This window comes from Pseudomonas sp. GW822-FHT04C11 (genome assembly GCF_058800905.1).
Genome location: NZ_JBXAMS010000022.1, coordinates 1 through 15,414 on the forward strand (window position 1 = coordinate 1; position 15,414 = coordinate 15,414).

Genomic DNA, 15,414 nt, shown 5'->3' on the forward strand with positions numbered 1-15,414 from the left:
TGTCCCCTTCGTCTAGTGGCCTAGGACACCGCCCTTTCACGGCGGTAACAGGGGTTCGAGTCCCCTAGGGGACGCCAATGCGGGAATAGCTCAGTTGGTAGAGCACGACCTTGCCAAGGTCGGGGTCGCGAGTTCGAGTCTCGTTTCCCGCTCCAATTTTAAATGGCTTTGCTTTCGGGCAGGGCTGAGTGAAACCAGAACCAAGTCTTCGGATGCGGGTCTGGACACCGAAACACACACCATGTGTTCCGGGTAGCGTGTCCCCTTCGTCTAGTGGCCTAGGACACCGCCCTTTCACGGCGGTAACAGGGGTTCGAGTCCCCTAGGGGACGCCATTGCGGGAATAGCTCAGTTGGTAGAGCACGACCTTGCCAAGGTCGGGGTCGCGAGTTCGAGTCTCGTTTCCCGCTCCATATTTAACGAAAACGCCGCTCATTGAGCGGCGTTTTTGTGTGCGCGTTATAAAAATATCTCAGCCTCCCAGGCTATGGATCAGGTTATCCAGCACTTCAGCGGTTGTTTCATCCAGCTCTGCAACCACCGACGCTCTAAGCTGCTGGTGCGCCAAGCGATATTCGCTGGGTGTGCAGTTGGCGAAATGCTTGAAGGCACGAGCGAAGTAGGAAGGGTCCTTGAAACCGGCTTCATAGCCGATGCTGGTGATAGGCATCTGGCTGTTGCCGAGCAATTCCTTCGCAAAACTCATGCGTTTGTTCAGGATGTAATCCATGAAGCCGAGTCCGTAGGCTTCCTTGAACAGGCGGCTGAAGCGAAAGGTGGTCATGCCGCAGCGTTTGGCCACATCCCGCTGATCGATGTTGTCCCGAAAGTGCTGATCGATGTACAGCAGCACATTGCTCAACGCCTGGTGTTTTTGGTGTTCCGGCGTCATCCGGATACTGCCCGGAAGGGTCGGGGAGTGGTCGATCTGCATCGTCTTGCGTTGGTCGCGAACATTGCGGCGTAGCTCGTGCAACTGAACGACAGCCGTCAGGTAGCGATTCTTTTCGGCGGCGGAAAGGGGCAGCACCATGTATTCCCAGACACACGAACGCATCGCCCATACGGCCAGCTCTTCTGAGTGCTGCACGGTGAACATGGTGATCGGAATGGCCGGTGCGGTGCGTTTTATCTCCAGCAGCATCCTCAGGCCGGGTGTGTCGGGGCGATCAAAATGGATGCAGATCATATCGGCCTGCATCCCGCTGGAAAATGCCGAGCTTTTCGCCAGTTTGCAGTCGCAGGCGTGCTCGAACTGCGCCATGAGTTCCGGGGTGGACCGATCGTGGGTCCGATCGAACCAGAGTAGTGATGGTTTCCTGATCACGTTTGACGTCATGTGTTTAGCTCTGGCTTCTGAGGTTCTTCGTGCCTCTATCCGCTGAGTAGTATTGTCAATGTGATATCGCTTTGCAGACTAAATCCTGATAAGAAAACCCGAATTTAGTTCTATGCGCTCTATGGTTTGCCTGTCAGTCAGTGTCGGGCGGTTATTTATTGGCGTGTTGGTGGCGGATTTGCGATCAACCGTTCGTCGCTTGTGAATCAAGGGTAATGGCCTTTGCCCGCCGTTCCTTGTTTAGAGCCTTTCCTTTCCCTTCTTTTTCTTCTGCGGACACCCACTACCCGCTAGTTGGCGGTGCCCGCAAAAAAGTCCTAGCGATGCGCAAAATCCTCCTAACCCCCTTGGGGATGCCCTGACTAAGGTAGCTACAAGCAGTGCAAAAGGTGCTGCTCCCCGGAAGAACAACATTCGAGTGAGGTGGGCAAAATGACTCTGCAAACTATCAAGGCTTCGGTACTGAAGTTCGCCAAAGATGAAGACGGTCTGACCATTGTGGAATACGCAGTGGCCGGTGGGCTGATTACGGTGGCTGTCGCCGCAATGTTCGTGAAGCTTGGGGGCGCGGTGAATACCCAAATTACAGCGCTGTGCGCTGCGGTCAAAGGTGGTGCCTGCTAATAGTAGGCAATTCCCGTTGGGTGACATGGCGATGCCCATGGAGCAGGCGGTTGCTTCTATCTTGCTGATGAGGCTGCCGGATAACTTTCTTGATGGGCTTCGCGTTGTCTCTACCAAAGTATGTTCTGAGCGGTTTGGCCGCTGGAGTGGGAGAGCAAAATGACTCTGCAAACAATAAGAACTTCGGTACACAAGTTCGCCAAAGATGAAGATGGCCTGACCATTGTGGAATACGCGGTGGCGGGCGGGTTGATTACAGTCGCTGTTGCTGTCGCGTTCACACTGCTTGGCGGCAACGTGAATGCCAAGATCACGACACTATGCCAAATCGTTAATAACAACACAGCATGCTGACGATTACCCCTGGTAGGGAGAAGCCCATGTCCACGGAAATGCTGGTTTCGACTGTTTTGCTGATAGGACTGCTGGGCGTGGCGGTGGTGAGCGATCTGCTCCGCCACCGCATTCCCAACCTGTTGATCCTGTTAGGTCTTGCACTGGGATTGGCCGGTCAGATTTATTCAGGGGGAGTCAGCGGATTGGGAGGCGGCCTGTTGGGCATCCTGATCTGTTTTGCACTGTTTCTGCCCATGTATGCCTCGGGTGGCATGGCCGCCGGTGACGTCAAGTTGATGGCCATGGTCGGCAGTTTTCTACCGTTCCATTACGCGTTGTGGGCTGCTTTATTCAGCCTGATCGCCGGTGGCGTGTGCGGTTTCCTGATAGTGCTGGTTCGCGGTCAATTATTACAGACCCTGGGGCGCTATTGGCTGATTTTGAGGGCGCAGTCTTATCTGGCGCCGACTTCAGACGAGGTGGCCAGCAAGCCTTTCCCTTATTCGATTGCCATTTTGCTTGGCACTTTAAACGCCGTTTACTGGCAACTCTTTGCCAGTGGGTTGGGAGGTTAGTCATGCACGTCATTGCCGAGAGTGATGCCTGCCACAATGAGCGAGAAGCGGTGCAGCGTCTGGCTCCCCAACCTTGCACTATCAGCGAGACGGGGCTGACGGACAGTTTTCTCGGCGAGTTGGTGTGCAAGCATTTGTACGACGCCGGTGTGCTGGACATGTCGCGGCTGGTAGAACGCCTGGCACTGACCGGCGCTGTAATGGAGGAGATCCTGGCGTTTCTGCGCAAAGATGGTCGTGTCGAAGTGCTTGGGCAGATGGGCGCGCAATCGGGAGGTGGCTCGCTACGCTATGGCTTGACTGACCGTGGACGCAGTGCCGCCCGCGATGCCCTGTCGCGTAGCGGTTATATCGGCGCGGCACCGTTCCCGGTGAGTGCCTACCGTTCCCTGCTAAAGCTGCAGACCATTCACCATGGACGCATCGGTGCGCACGATATGCGCACGGCACTTAATGGTGTGGTGCTCACGGAGGGGATGCTCGATCAACTGGGCGTGGCGCTGAACTCCGGGCGAGCGATCATGATTTATGGCCCTGCCGGGACTGGCAAGACCTATGTCAGCAGTCGGCTGATTCGCCTGTTCGCCGAGGCCATCTGGGTACCCCATGCCATTGCGATCAATGAGTCGGTGATCGAGATCTATGACCCGCAGGTACACCAGCGGCTGGATGATGGCAGTCCACAGAACAATCTGATGCTCAACGAAGGGATCGACCGTCGGCTGCTGTGCTGCAAACGCCCGATCGTCATTACCGGCGGTGAGTTGAGCATGGAACAGCTGGACATCCGGTATGACCCCTTTACCCGTCAGTACCAGGCCGCCTTGCAGCTCAAGGCCAGCAATGGCCTGTTCATCATCGACGACATGGGGCGCCAGCGCATGCCGCCCGCCGAGCTGCTGAATCGCTGGATCGTCCCGATGGAAGAGAAACGCGACTTCCTCAACCTGGGCGGCGGGCGGCATTGCGAGTTGCCGTTCGATCTGATTCTGGTGTTTTCCACCAACCTCAATCCCCTGGAGTTGGCCGATGAGGCCTTCCTCCGCCGGATTGGCTACAAGCTGCAATTCGGTTACCTGAAGCCCGAAGAGTACGAACGGATCTGGCAGCAGGAGTCCGAGCGTCTGGGCATTCGTCATGACCCGCTGCTGGTGCGCTTTGCACTACAGAAACTTTACGCCATCGAAGGCATGCCGTTGGTGCCTTGCCATCCCCGCGATCTCCTGAACATGGCGCTCGATCGCCAGCGTTACCTGGGCGGTTCCGGGCCACTGTCGCCGCAGGAGCTTGAATGGGCGTGGAGCAACTACTTCGTCCAGCTCGACTTTCTTTGAGTAGGAGATACAGACATGAGCTCTCGTACTGCAACGCTGATTGGTATTTCGTTGGTCATGGGCCTCGGCGCCGCATGGATGGCCAACTCCTGGTTGAGCGCACGGCTCAATGCAAGCCCCGATGATCATCTTCGAAGCGTGGTAGTCGCCACGGTCGAGATTCCGTTCGGGCAGATGGTCGAGGCCCAGCAGGTCACGACCGTGCGCATGCCCATGGATACGATCCCGGACGATGCTTTCGACTCCAGCGACAAGGCGGTGGGCAAGATCGCCACGTTCGACATCCTGCGCGGCGACATCGTGCGGGGGGCGCGCCTCAGTGAACACTTGGGTGGCAGCACCCTGGCCTCTTTGATTGCTCCCGACAAACGCGCCATTTCGGTACGGGTGGATGATGTGGTCGGGGTCGGCGGGTTCCTGTTGCCGGGTAACCGGGTCGATGTGCTGGCAACCAAGCAAACCAACGGCAGTAACAACAACGCCGTGTCGCGGACCATCCTCGAAAACTTGCGTGTGTTGGCGGTGGATCAGACCGCAGGCACCGACAAGACGCAGCCAGTGGTGGTGCGTGCCGTGACACTGGAAATGACCACCACCGAGGCGGAAGCCCTGGTCACCGCGCAGACCGAAGGGAAGTTGCAACTGGCCCTGCGCAACCCGCTGAACCTCACGAAAAAACCGACCCCCGCACCTGTAGCACCTGCTGCGCCTGTTACGCAGACCATTGCCATGGCCACCGAAACGGCGCCAAGACGCGTGGTACACCGTAGCAGCGGTAATGGCGGGGCTGTCACCGTTATTCGTGGCATCGAATCCCATGTCGTCAATGTGCGCTGACAAGGCGCAATGGGTAGCAGGGTAGTGGCGGAGCCGATTCGGGTCCGTATCGGCAAATGAGGGCTTGATCATGAATTCTCGAATTCAACGGCCGTTTCCGGTAACGCCAAGGCGCCAGCGGGGATCGGTGACCGTACTGATGGTGATCGCGTTGGCGGCGATTACCATGATGGCGGCATTGGCGCTGGATGGCAGCCACATGCTGCTGAACAAGACCCGCCTGCAAAATGCGGTGGACGCCGCCGCCCTGAGTGGCGCAAAAACCCTGAGTCAGGTCACCGGCGGTACCAGTATTGCCAGTACAACGCGCACTGCCGCACTGAATACGCTGACGCTCAATGCGAATGCCACCGGCAACACCGAGCTGGCAACGGCCATCGCCAGCAGCACGGGCACTTTCGCGGTGGTGGAACTGGCCAACAACGTTTACGGACCGTTCTCCTACCCAGGGCCGGCGGATGCCACTTACGTTCGGGTGACGGTGCCGAGCTATCGCCTGACCGGGTTTTTCTGGAGTTTCGTCCAGTCGTTGGGCACTGCCGGCCTGGGCAACAAGGCGGTGGCGGCGATGGCCACTGCCGGCCCCAGCCCCACCAGCCCCTGCGATCTCGCGCCATTGATGGTCTGTGGTGACCCGACTCAATACAACCCGAGCGCCGGGGTGTTCTGGGGCTACCACTTTGGCGATTTGCAGGATTTGAAATCGGGCGCCGGAAATACGTCCCCGATTGGCCCAGGCAACTTTCAACTGCTCGATTTTGGTTCGGGTGGCAGCACGATCAGGCAGGATCTGGCCGGAGGCGGCTCGGTGTGCCGCAGCGTCGGGCAAAATGTCACGACCCAACCGGGCAACCAGGTCGGCCCGGTGTCCCAAGGTTTGAACACCCGCTTCGGCCAGTACAGTGGAGGGCTCAGAGCCGCGGATTATCCGCCAGACCTGATCGTTAGCTACAACTCGCCGCAGATCACCTGGAACAGCTCAAGCACGCCGCCACGGGCGGAGTACCAGGGCCAGCCCGTCACATCGAACAATGGCAATCTTTCCGCCGGCGGTACGGCGCTCCTGGACTACAACGACTGGCTGGCGAGTTCCGCCGGGTGTGTTGCCGGCTCGGGCAGTGGCTGCCAGAGCGGTGGGGTCTTTGAGCGACGGATGCTGAAAATCGTGATTGGCGACTGCAGCGGGAAAAACAATGGCGCCACTTCGATTCCAGTCCTGGGTTTTGGCTGCTATTTCGTGGTGCAGCCGGCCGGCGTCGGTGGGACTGTAGCGCAGATCTTCGGGCAGTTCGTGCAGGAGTGTACAGGCGACAACGTGCCCGGCCCCAATCCTTCAGGTGATGCCGGCCCACGGATCATTCAGCTCTACAAAACCTATATCAATGGCAGCGGCACTCCGAGCACTGACTCGTAGGGGGCGTCATGAGACTTCACGCGTTGAAACAACCGCAGGGCCAGCAAGGCATGGCGTTGGTGGAATTCACCATCGTCCTGCCGTTGATGCTGCTGCTGTTGCTGGCCCTTGGCGAGTTTGGCCGCATGCTCTTTCAATACAACACCCTGTTACAGGCCAGCCGTGATGCCGGCCGTTACGTCGCCAGCCAGGCGTGGAACTCGACGCTCGGCACAGTCGCGCTAAGCAGCACGCTGCAGACCCAGACGAAAAACGTCGCGGTCTATGGCGTGCCTGCCAACACCGGGACGCCTGTGGTGTCAGGGTTGACGACCGGTAACGTCGCGGTCTCCGCCGTGGGCACCGACCATGTGCAGGTCACCATCACCTATACCTTCTGCCCGGTGATAGGAGCAGGCAATTGTACCGGCTCAATTACCGGGCTTTTTGCCAATACGATTGCGCTGAGTATTCCACTGGTCGCCACAACCGTCATGAGGGTGCTGTGATGAATCGCAAACACATGCGCGGCGTCTATGTGGTGGAGTTCGCCTTCGTCGGCTTGCTGGTGTTCGTCCTGTTGTTCGGCGTGCTGGAAATGGGCCGCCTGTACTTCACGGTCAATACCCTCGATGAGTCCGTGCGGCGCGGCGCGCGCCTGGCGGCGGTGTGCAATATCAGCGATCCGATTGTGTTGCAGCGGGCGATCTTCAATCCTGCAGGCAATACAGGTACGAGTCAGCTGATCACCAATCTGAGTACCACCAACCTGACGCTGACCTATCTGGACACAAACGGTGCGGTGGTGAGCAACCCCAGCGACACCACCAGCGCCACTGGATTCCGTGCCATCCGTTATGTCCAGGTGAGCCTGCCAGGCTACGTTTTCAATCTGTTTATTCCCGGGTTTGGCGTGCCCATTACGTTGCCCACCTTCAGGGCGACCTTGCCACGCGAAGCTCTTGGGCATCATTCCGAATCAGGGGAGGTCACTCCATGCTGAATATCAAGGAAACTCCACTAAGCACTGCGACCGGCAAACCAGGGCTGCGATTGCTGATCAGTAGCCGTGACGCCACGGCGTTGCGTGATCTGCAAAGCGTTTGCCAACGCATGCCCAGCCTGGAGGTGAGCACGCGTCTGGTGAGTAATGGGCATGTCGACCCTCTCTATGGTCTGGAGCGGATGCCCGATCTGTTGTTGGTGCGTGTCAGCCATCTGTGGCGTGAGGAGCTGGCGGCACTGTTACAGCGTCCGGCCCATGAGCGTCCGCCGCTGTTGGTGTGTGGCCTGTTGAACGAGCAGGACGCCATGCGCCTGGCGATGCAGGCCGGCGCCCGTGATGTCCTGCCGGAACCGATAGCCGAGACAGAACTGGTTTCAGCCTTGAGTCGTCTGGTCACAGAGGTCCGGGTCAACAGTGGGGTAGAAGGGAAGCTGATTGCCGTGATGGGTGCCAAGGGCGGCTCCGGCAGTACCTTGCTGGCCTGTAACCTGGCTCACCAGCTTAGCGTCAAGGGCGGCAATACCCTGCTTTTGGACATGGACCTGCAATTTGGCAGCGTGACGCATTACCTCGATGTGGCGCAGTCGCACAGCCACCTGGAGGTGTTGCAGCAGGTCGAAGACATGGACAGCGTTGCGCTACGCGGTTTTTGCAGCCACTTCAGCCCGACCTTGCATGTGCTGGGTGGGCGGGCCGGTGAGTTGTGTCTGCCGCAGGATGCCCAGCCCGAGCAACTCGATGCCCTGTTGCAGTTGGCCCGCGCCAGTTATGACTGGGTGGTGGTCGATCTGCCACGGCAAATCGACCACCTCACAGGCTCCGTGCTGGAGCAGGCAGACCGGGTATACGTCGTGGTGCAGCAGAGTGTCAGCCATCTGCGCGATGCCAGCTCGCTGACGCGGATTCTTCGCGAAGACCTGGGCGTGCGCGGGGATCAATTGCAGGTGGTGGTCAACCGCTATGACAAGGCGGCAGCGATCAGCCTCAAGGATATCGGCGAGGCGCTACGCTGCGCGAACCTGTTGAAATTACCCAACGACTTCAACCTGGTCAGCCAGAGTCAGAACTCTGGCGTGCCGTTGGGGGTGCAAGCACCGCGGGCTCCGATCAGCGTCGCCGTACGGCAGATGTCCGAGGCGTTGGTCGGTAAGCAGATGACCGGGAACAAAGGCTTGTTCAAACGTGCCTTCAACCGTTTTTTCGGGGGATAACCCATGATCAGCGACTTTCGTAACCGCTTGCGCAAACAGTCCGGTAAACCCGCCGCATCGTCGCTTGGGCAACCGGGTGACGACTTGCTGGACCCGGCAGAGGAGTTGATGGCGTGGGAACGTTCGGTTCCGGACGTTATTTACGAAACCCGAAGCCAGGTCACCCCGGTGGAGGCCGAGTGGCGGGAGAAAATCTACCAGCAGTTGCTCAAGGTCATGGACCTGTCCTTGCTCGATTCCCTTGAGCAGGCCGAGGCCACGCGGCAAATTCGCGAGATTTGCCAGCGCTTGCTGGATGAGCATTCAGCTCCCGTGAGTTCGGTCAGCCGTCAGTTGATCATCAAGCAGATCACCGATGAGGTGCTGGGCCTTGGCCCACTGGAGCCGTTACTGGCGGATCACACCGTGTCTGACATTCTGGTCAACGGCTCTGCCTCGGTGTATGTCGAACGCTTTGGCAAGCTGCAGAGGACCGATGTGCGTTTTCGTGACGATCAGCATTTGCTGAACATCATCGACCGCATCGTTTCCAGTCTGGGGCGGCGCATCGATGAGTCCTCGCCGTTGGTGGACGCCCGGCTCAAGGACGGTTCTCGGGTCAACGCAATTATTCCACCGCTGGCCATCGACGGGCCGAGCGTGTCGATCCGTCGTTTTGCGGTGGACCTGCTCAATACCGATAGCCTGATCCAGGTCGGTACCTTGACCCCGGCCATTGCTTTGCTGCTCAAGGCGATTGTTCGTGGACGTTTGAACGTATTGATCTCCGGCGGTACCGGCAGCGGCAAGACCACCATGCTCAATGTGCTGTCCAGTTTCATTCCGCAAAATGAACGAATCGTCACCATTGAAGACTCGGCCGAACTGCAACTGCAGCAGCCTCATGTGGTGCGTCTGGAAACCCGTCCTTCGAACATCGAGGGGCGTGGAGAGGTGAGCCAGCGCGAATTGGTGCGCAACAGTTTGCGGATGCGCCCCGACCGCATTGTGATCGGCGAAGTCCGTGGCGCTGAAGCGCTGGACATGCTAACGGCGATGAACACCGGCCACGACGGTTCGTTGACCACGATCCACGCCAATACCGCGCGCGATGCATTGGGGCGAATCGAGAACATGGTGTCGATGACCGGTGCGACTTTCCCGATCAAGGCCATGCGTCAGCAGATCGCCTCGGCCATTGACGTGGTGATCCAGCTGGAACGTCAGGAGGACGGCAAGCGGCGTCTGGTCAGCGTGCAGGAAATCAACGGCATGGAAGGCGAGATCATCACCATGACCGAGATTTTCTCGTTTGCACGCAGCGGCATTGGCGAACACGGTGAAGTGCTCGGCGATTATCGGCCCAGCGGCATGATCCCGGCCTTTCGCGACGTGTTGGCCAAACGTGGCATCGAGTTGCCACTGAACTTGTTCAGGCCTGAATGGATGGAGGCACGGCAGCCATGAACCATATATCCGGTGAATTCATTCTGGTCTTTCTCGGTATGGTGTTTATCGCCGTCTTCCTCCTGTCCCAGGGGGTGGTGGTGCCGGTGTTCGGTGAGGCGGGCAAGATGCGCAAGCGCATTCGCGGTCGCCTGCATGTGCTGGAGAAAGCCAACAACCTGCCCAACATGCAGACCGTGCTGCGGCAGAAATACCTGACACGCTTGTCGCCACTGGAAGCCTGGCTTGAGCAACTGCCGTTTATGGCGAGCCTGACACAGCTGATCGAGCAATCCGGGCATGAATATCGGGCCTATCGGGTGCTGTTTCTCGGGATCGCCATGGGAGTTGGTGCAGTAGCCCTGGTCTTCTTGTTCTCGTCACTCTGGTGGATGGCGTTGGCGGTGGCCTTTGCGGTGGCTTGGCTGCCGCTGCTGAAAATCCTCCGTGACCGCAACAAACGCTTTGCCGAGTTTGAGGAGGGCTTGCCGGATGCGCTGGATGCCATGTGCCGGGCCTTGCGCGCCGGGCATCCGTTCAACGAAACCCTGCGGCTGGTCGCCGAGGAGCACAAGGGGCCGGTGGCACATGAATTCGGCCTGACCTTCGCCGATATCAACTATGGCAATGATGTGCGCCGAGCCATGCTCGGCCTGTTGGAACGCATGCCGAGCATGACGGTGATGATGCTGGTGACGTCGATCCTCATCCATCGCGAAACCGGCGGCAATCTGACCGAGGTGCTCGAACGTTTGAGTCGCTTGATCCGGGGGCGCTTCCGCTTTCAGCGCAAGATCAAGACGCTGTCAGCCGAAGGGCGAATGTCCGCCTGGGTGCTGGTTTCAATTCCCTTCGTGCTGGCGGCGGCGATCCTGATCACGACTCCCAGCTACCTGCCTGTGCTGACCAATGATCCACTCGGCCACAAGCTGATCATCGGGGCTTTCTGCGCGATGTTGGTCGGGATTGTCTGGATCCGCAAAATAATCCGGATTCAGGTTTAAGCGGTATTCGCTACGAGGAGGTGCAGGTCATGGACTATTTGCTCGGGTTGTTGGGTCGGGTGACGGGTAATGAGGCGCTGGCGCGCCTGTTGTTCGTCAGTGCGATAGGGGTGAGTACGGTGCTTGCGGTCGTCACCGTGATATTACTGGTGTTGGGGCTTCAGGACCCGATGCAACGTCGCCTTGCGCTGATCAAGCGGGGGCATTACGGGAGTGCAGGGGGGCCAGACGCGCCGGGTAATCTGCAACTGTTGCTGGAGCGGGTCGGCCAGCGTTTTGGCTCTGCCGAAACGGCTAAGGCGTCCGAAACCCAGCTGTTGTTGATGCACGCGGGGTACCGCTCGTCTTCAGCAGTGCAGATGTACTGGGCGGTGCGCTTGTTGTTACCGCTGATATTGGTCGGCATTTCGCTACTGGTGTTGCCACTGATTCCTCGTGTTTCTTTGCCCCTGGGCCTATTGCTGGTGCTCATGGCAGCCGCTGTCGGTTGGCTGTTGCCAGCAATGTATGTCGGCAAGCGCAAACAGCTGCGTCAGGCCCGGCTGCGTGTCGCGTTTCCGGATGCCCTGGATCTGATGGTGGTCTGCGTGGAATCGGGGCTGGCCTTGCCTACGACCATCGAGCGGGTGGCTGAAGAGATGGCGGTCAGTCAGGTCGAACTGGCGGAGGAACTGGCGTTGGTCAATGCGCAAATCCGTGCCGGCATCACCAGTACCGAGGCGCTCAAGCAACTGGCCGTGCGTACCGGGCTGGAAGATGTGCAAGGGTTGGTCAGCCTGTTGGGGCAGAGCATCCGCTTCGGTACCAGCGTAGCCGATACCCTGCGCATCTATGCCGATGAGTTTCGCGACCGGCGTACGCAGGCAGCCGAAGAAATGGGGGCGAAGATTGGTACCAAGCTGATATTCCCACTGATCTTCTGTCTGTGGCCGAGCTTCTTCCTGGTCGCTATTGGACCGGCGTTGATCGGGGTGCTCAAAGCGTTCGGGTGAGATAAGCGAGGGGGGCTGCCAAGCAGGATGGCGGCTCCTGTCGGAGCAGAGGGTGGAGCAAATATAAAGTGGATCAGGCCCGGCGCCTGATCCACTTTTATCCTTTTATTCGTTTAACCACGCACGTTCTTGGCCCCGACGTTCTTGCCAGGTAACGCTGGACTACGCCAGAGGCTGATCGCCCACTGACGTGGCTCATTTGCCGCCGTTGCTCATGCTACCCGCTGCCTTCTGGTCAAAATGTTCAGGAATCGGGTGGGTGAAGCTATCCAGCCAACGTTGCATGGAAAGGTCACGTTCGGTGGCCGAAACGCTCTGCAGTCGAGGGGACGCCACTACGCCGCGAATCTGTAGTTGCATCCATTGTTCCGTGCCTTGTTGCGGCACCGAAGAGGGCCCAGGCTCAATAGCCCAGGCGGTCGTGGACAGGCAAGCCATGCACACTATCAACAGCCTCTTGGTATTCATTTGCGACTCCTCGTCTTGTCTACTTGATCGCATTGGCTGAGGCATTGACTACCTCTGTCATGCCTTTACCCTCGGTAGCCACCACTTTTTTGGCCGGGGCCTTGAGTCTTTCCGCGCGAGCTTGAGCATCCGAGACTTGCTTGGGGCTCAGGCTGGCGCGGTTTGCGAGTTCGGCAGCCTGCTTCCAGTTGTCCTGATAGATCAGCAGCGTCACCAAATTGAGTGCCGCCAGCGAGTCCGACGGCTTGAGTTCCATGGCGGTCATAAACTGAAAGCGTGCCTCATTGGGCCGACGCTGGTTGAGGTAGACGACCCCCAGGTCATTGCGGATTTTGTCGTCGGTAGGGGCCATCCTCATCGCACGTTCCAGGTGATCGACCGCGGCCGCATTATCATTTCTGGCCACGGCTATCTGGCCCAGACCATGCTCGCCTTCAGCGGCCAGGCATGTACCGAGCAGACTCTTGTACAACGGTTCGGCCTCGTTACGGCCCAGCAGGCGCAGTACTCGAGCCTTGCGCAGGCGAACCTGCGGCAGGTCATCAGGCAGCCCTTCCAGATTCGCCAAGCTGGCGTACAAACGGCTATCGTTGGTCATGTCGTCGGCCAGGTTCAGCGACAACTGCTGATCGGAGCTTGGGCTCGAGCAACTACTCGGTCGCGAAGACAGGCCATTGGTGGCACACCCTGCGAGCATCACCGTCGCCGCTATTGCTATGACCGCTTTCATTGAGTGTCCTCTGGTTACAACACCTTGAACCAGGCTCATTGCGAGAGCCCCATGCGGCTGTCGAAGTCACCGTTGTCGAGGAAGTACATGCGGTAGAAGTTCGGGTCGTAATTGCGCAGTTGCTCACCTGGCAATGACGGCAGTTTTGCGTTGACTGCCAACGGTTGAACCAGGTGCGGGGTGACGATCATCAGCAGCTCGCGCTCTTCACGGTTGATGCTGTTATTGCGAAAGAACGCGCCGAGAATCGGGATATCGCCCAGTCCTGGAAACTTGTTCACCTGGGAGCTGTTGCTGGTGCTGATCAGGCCGCTGATGACGAAGCTTTCGCCATCGGCCAGGGAAATGCTGGTATCGGTACGGCGCACGGTAAATGCCGGGACCACGGTGCCGGCGATCTGTATGGCCTTGGTGAAGTCCAGCTCGCTGACCTCGGGTGCCACCTTCAGGGCAATGCGTCCTTTGTCGATGATGGTCGGGGTCAGGGTCAGGCGGACACCGAATTCCTTGTACTCGATGGAGATGTTGTCGCTGCCTGAGCTGGGCACCGGGATCGGCACTTCACCACCGGCCAGGAAGCTCGCACTTTGTCCGCTGAGTGCTACAAGGCTCGGCCGCGCCAGGGTATAGGCAAAGCCACTGCCTTCCAGCGCATTGATCATCCCCAGCACATTGCCGCCGCCAAAGCCGATATTGAACGTGTCGTTATTGAGCGGGATGTTTGGCGCCAGATTACCAATGTGGCCGGGGGTTACGGTCACCCCGGGTACAGAGCCCGGCGAGCCGAACAGAAAATTGCCGCTCTTGCCGAAGATCGACGTGCTGGCCTCTTTCAACTTGGTGCGGCTGACTTCGACGAAGCGAATATCGGTCTGCACCTGGCTCGGCAACAGCGGGTCTGCAGAAGGCACCGTCGACACGCTGGTCAGCGCTGCGGTGGCCCTGCCTTTGACGAACACCATGCTTTGGCGCGGCGTGGGCGAGCAGGCGGTCCAGACCATCAGGCTGGTGGCGCCGGGCGCTACACCCGTGAGGATGAAGGAGTTGCTGCTGCTGGTTTGCACGTCGGCAACCTTCGGGTCGCCCACTGCCAGTTGCTTGATCGGGACTGGCATGCGCAACTCATCCTGAAGCCCTTGGCCGACCTCGAACACGGCGGGCAGACTGGCCAGTTGCGAGCAATTGTTCGCCGCGGCCTGAGCCGCATCCACACCAAGGCCCATCCACAACAGGCCATGGATAATTCGTTTGAAAGCGGGCACGGTACGATAGCTCATTAAGTGCATCCTCGCTGAATAGGCCATCTGCGGGCTAACCTGGTTACCCTGGATCGCATTAAGGCGCCCGGGCCGGCCCTCCACTTCACCAGACCACTAACCATTAGTGGTCCTGGCAATATTGCTGGGTGCTGCGCGCTAGCAGGTGCAATACACGGGTCTGACTGACCTGCGAGCGACCTGCGCTAAAACTGTCGTTAGTGATCCAGATACCTGGGCTCGGGACACTCGAGGTTTTTTGCCAACCTTGTTTGGTTCGCACAGGCTACCGACCGGAGCGATATGCACGGGCTCGACAGCAACAGTGGCTATAAACAGGGCTGTCAGCCGACGTGGTTCCCCCAAAAAACAACTGGCAATCAGGCCACAAAGCAGAAAAACGCCAGCCAGGATCATAGTGAGGTATCTCCTTCTGCCAATTCGCTATCTGATCGCTGAACAAAACGTGGACAACTCGAAACCGTATGATTTGCTCTTTGCTTGAAGGTAGTTCAACCGAGGCAAAGCGCCATTGTTTAGAAGAAAAACTTCTGTGCAAATGTGGGGGCGTTGCTGTTTTTCGAGTTGTGCTCTCACCCGCGAGTTGGCCCCATGACGGGGTATTTCCACACGCAATGTGCCCTTTCAAATTGTTACCGGGTGCACCAATACGACGCAAAAACGTGGCTCCGGTAACATTCACGAAAGCGGCTCGGCCACCCTCAAGATTTTTTTGATCATTGCCAAAGGCCCGTTCCAGACGCCTTCCTGTTGCTTAAAAAGTTTTCTTCAGCTGCCGTTCAGCGAGTTGGCTGGTTGATTGCATATGCTTGTATGTACAAGTAAGTGTGTGTGCATAAGAGGCACCCGAAGGTGCTGATGCA

16 protein-coding genes and 4 tRNA genes are annotated in these 15,414 nt (G+C 58.5%); 16 read left to right on the forward strand and 4 right to left on the reverse strand.

Going from position 1 to position 15,414, the window contains the following annotated elements:
• The first annotated feature begins 1 nt into the window (after position 1).
• The 4 genes from AC1RJ3_RS26800 to AC1RJ3_RS26815 all read left to right on the forward strand — a co-directional run bounded on the left by AC1RJ3_RS26800 (position 2) and on the right by AC1RJ3_RS26815 (position 413).
• Positions 2 to 77: transfer RNA gene (locus AC1RJ3_RS26800), tRNA-Glu, on the forward strand.
• Between the two features lie 2 nt (positions 78 to 79).
• Positions 80 to 155 (forward strand) — tRNA-Gly (locus AC1RJ3_RS26805).
• 104 nt (positions 156 to 259) lie between these two features.
• Positions 260 to 335: transfer RNA gene (locus AC1RJ3_RS26810), tRNA-Glu, on the forward strand.
• A 2-nt stretch (positions 336 to 337) separates the two neighbouring features.
• Positions 338 to 413: transfer RNA gene (locus AC1RJ3_RS26815), tRNA-Gly, on the forward strand.
• Between the two features lie 59 nt (positions 414 to 472).
• On the opposite strand, the gene AC1RJ3_RS26820 is transcribed toward AC1RJ3_RS26815, so the two are convergent.
• Positions 473 to 1,339, reverse strand: a complete 867-nt coding sequence (locus AC1RJ3_RS26820; RefSeq protein ID WP_493081449.1) for a helix-turn-helix transcriptional regulator — start codon at positions 1,337 to 1,339, stop codon at positions 473 to 475.
• Between the two features lie 432 nt (positions 1,340 to 1,771).
• Between AC1RJ3_RS26820 and AC1RJ3_RS26825 the strand changes: the two genes are divergently transcribed.
• From AC1RJ3_RS26825 to AC1RJ3_RS26880, 12 genes are all read left to right on the forward strand, one after another.
• Positions 1,772 to 1,963 (forward strand): Flp family type IVb pilin, encoded by a 192-nt coding sequence (locus AC1RJ3_RS26825; protein WP_347927598.1) that lies wholly within the window; start codon positions 1,772 to 1,774, stop codon positions 1,961 to 1,963.
• Positions 1,964 to 2,122: 159 nt separating this feature from the next.
• Positions 2,123 to 2,317 (forward strand): Flp family type IVb pilin, encoded by a 195-nt coding sequence (locus AC1RJ3_RS26830; protein WP_347927596.1) that lies wholly within the window; start codon positions 2,123 to 2,125, stop codon positions 2,315 to 2,317.
• 26 nt (positions 2,318 to 2,343) lie between these two features.
• On the forward strand, positions 2,344 to 2,874 hold the full coding sequence (locus AC1RJ3_RS26835; protein ID WP_347927595.1) for an A24 family peptidase: 531 nt from the start codon (positions 2,344 to 2,346) through the stop codon (positions 2,872 to 2,874).
• 2 nt (positions 2,875 to 2,876) lie between these two features.
• On the forward strand, positions 2,877 to 4,208 hold the full coding sequence (locus tag AC1RJ3_RS26840; protein ID WP_347927593.1) for a DUF8689 domain-containing protein: 1,332 nt from the start codon (positions 2,877 to 2,879) through the stop codon (positions 4,206 to 4,208).
• A 15-nt stretch (positions 4,209 to 4,223) separates the two neighbouring features.
• A complete protein-coding gene (cpaB, locus tag AC1RJ3_RS26845) occupies positions 4,224 to 5,045 on the forward strand; it encodes a Flp pilus assembly protein CpaB (protein WP_054593385.1) in 822 nt (273 codons plus the stop codon).
• Between the two features lie 67 nt (positions 5,046 to 5,112).
• Positions 5,113 to 6,459 carry a pilus assembly protein TadG-related protein gene (locus AC1RJ3_RS26850; protein ID WP_103317743.1) on the forward strand — a complete coding sequence of 449 codons (1,347 nt, stop codon included), beginning with the start codon at positions 5,113 to 5,115 and terminating at the stop codon, positions 6,457 to 6,459.
• Between the two features lie 8 nt (positions 6,460 to 6,467).
• Positions 6,468 to 6,947, forward strand: coding sequence for a TadE/TadG family type IV pilus assembly protein (locus tag AC1RJ3_RS26855; protein ID WP_493081452.1), 480 nt, complete (start codon positions 6,468 to 6,470; stop codon positions 6,945 to 6,947).
• Positions 6,947 to 7,441, forward strand: a complete 495-nt coding sequence (locus tag AC1RJ3_RS26860; RefSeq protein ID WP_493081454.1) for a TadE/TadG family type IV pilus assembly protein — start codon at positions 6,947 to 6,949, stop codon at positions 7,439 to 7,441. Before AC1RJ3_RS26855 ends, AC1RJ3_RS26860 begins: the two co-directional genes overlap by 1 nt.
• Complete coding sequence (locus tag AC1RJ3_RS26865; protein WP_493081456.1) at positions 7,435 to 8,655, forward strand: AAA family ATPase; 1,221 nt, start codon at positions 7,435 to 7,437, stop codon at positions 8,653 to 8,655. The genes AC1RJ3_RS26860 and AC1RJ3_RS26865 overlap by 7 nt, the downstream gene beginning before the upstream one ends.
• Before the next feature lie 3 nt (positions 8,656 to 8,658).
• Complete coding sequence (locus tag AC1RJ3_RS26870; RefSeq protein ID WP_493081458.1) at positions 8,659 to 10,101, forward strand: TadA family conjugal transfer-associated ATPase; 1,443 nt, start codon at positions 8,659 to 8,661, stop codon at positions 10,099 to 10,101.
• Positions 10,098 to 11,084, forward strand: coding sequence for a type II secretion system F family protein (locus tag AC1RJ3_RS26875; RefSeq protein ID WP_493081460.1), 987 nt, complete (start codon positions 10,098 to 10,100; stop codon positions 11,082 to 11,084). The genes AC1RJ3_RS26870 and AC1RJ3_RS26875 overlap by 4 nt, the downstream gene beginning before the upstream one ends.
• A 29-nt stretch (positions 11,085 to 11,113) precedes the next feature.
• Entirely contained in the window at positions 11,114 to 12,076 is a 963-nt protein-coding gene (locus AC1RJ3_RS26880) for a type II secretion system F family protein (protein WP_493081462.1), read from the forward strand.
• 195 nt (positions 12,077 to 12,271) lie between these two features.
• Here AC1RJ3_RS26880 and AC1RJ3_RS26885 read toward each other — a convergent pair whose 3' ends face one another.
• Genes AC1RJ3_RS26885 through AC1RJ3_RS26895 form a run of 3 tightly spaced genes read right to left on the reverse strand, consistent with a single transcriptional unit; the run spans position 12,272 to position 14,551 of the window.
• On the reverse strand, positions 12,272 to 12,544 hold the full coding sequence (locus AC1RJ3_RS26885; RefSeq protein ID WP_054593378.1) for a DUF3613 domain-containing protein: 273 nt from the start codon (positions 12,542 to 12,544) through the stop codon (positions 12,272 to 12,274).
• Positions 12,545 to 12,563: 19 nt separating this feature from the next.
• Entirely contained in the window at positions 12,564 to 13,274 is a 711-nt protein-coding gene (locus tag AC1RJ3_RS26890) for a tetratricopeptide repeat protein (protein WP_347927580.1), read from the reverse strand.
• Between the two features lie 35 nt (positions 13,275 to 13,309).
• Positions 13,310 to 14,551, reverse strand: coding sequence for a type II and III secretion system protein family protein (locus tag AC1RJ3_RS26895; protein WP_054593376.1), 1,242 nt, complete (start codon positions 14,549 to 14,551; stop codon positions 13,310 to 13,312).
• Positions 14,552 to 15,414: the final 863 nt, after the last annotated feature.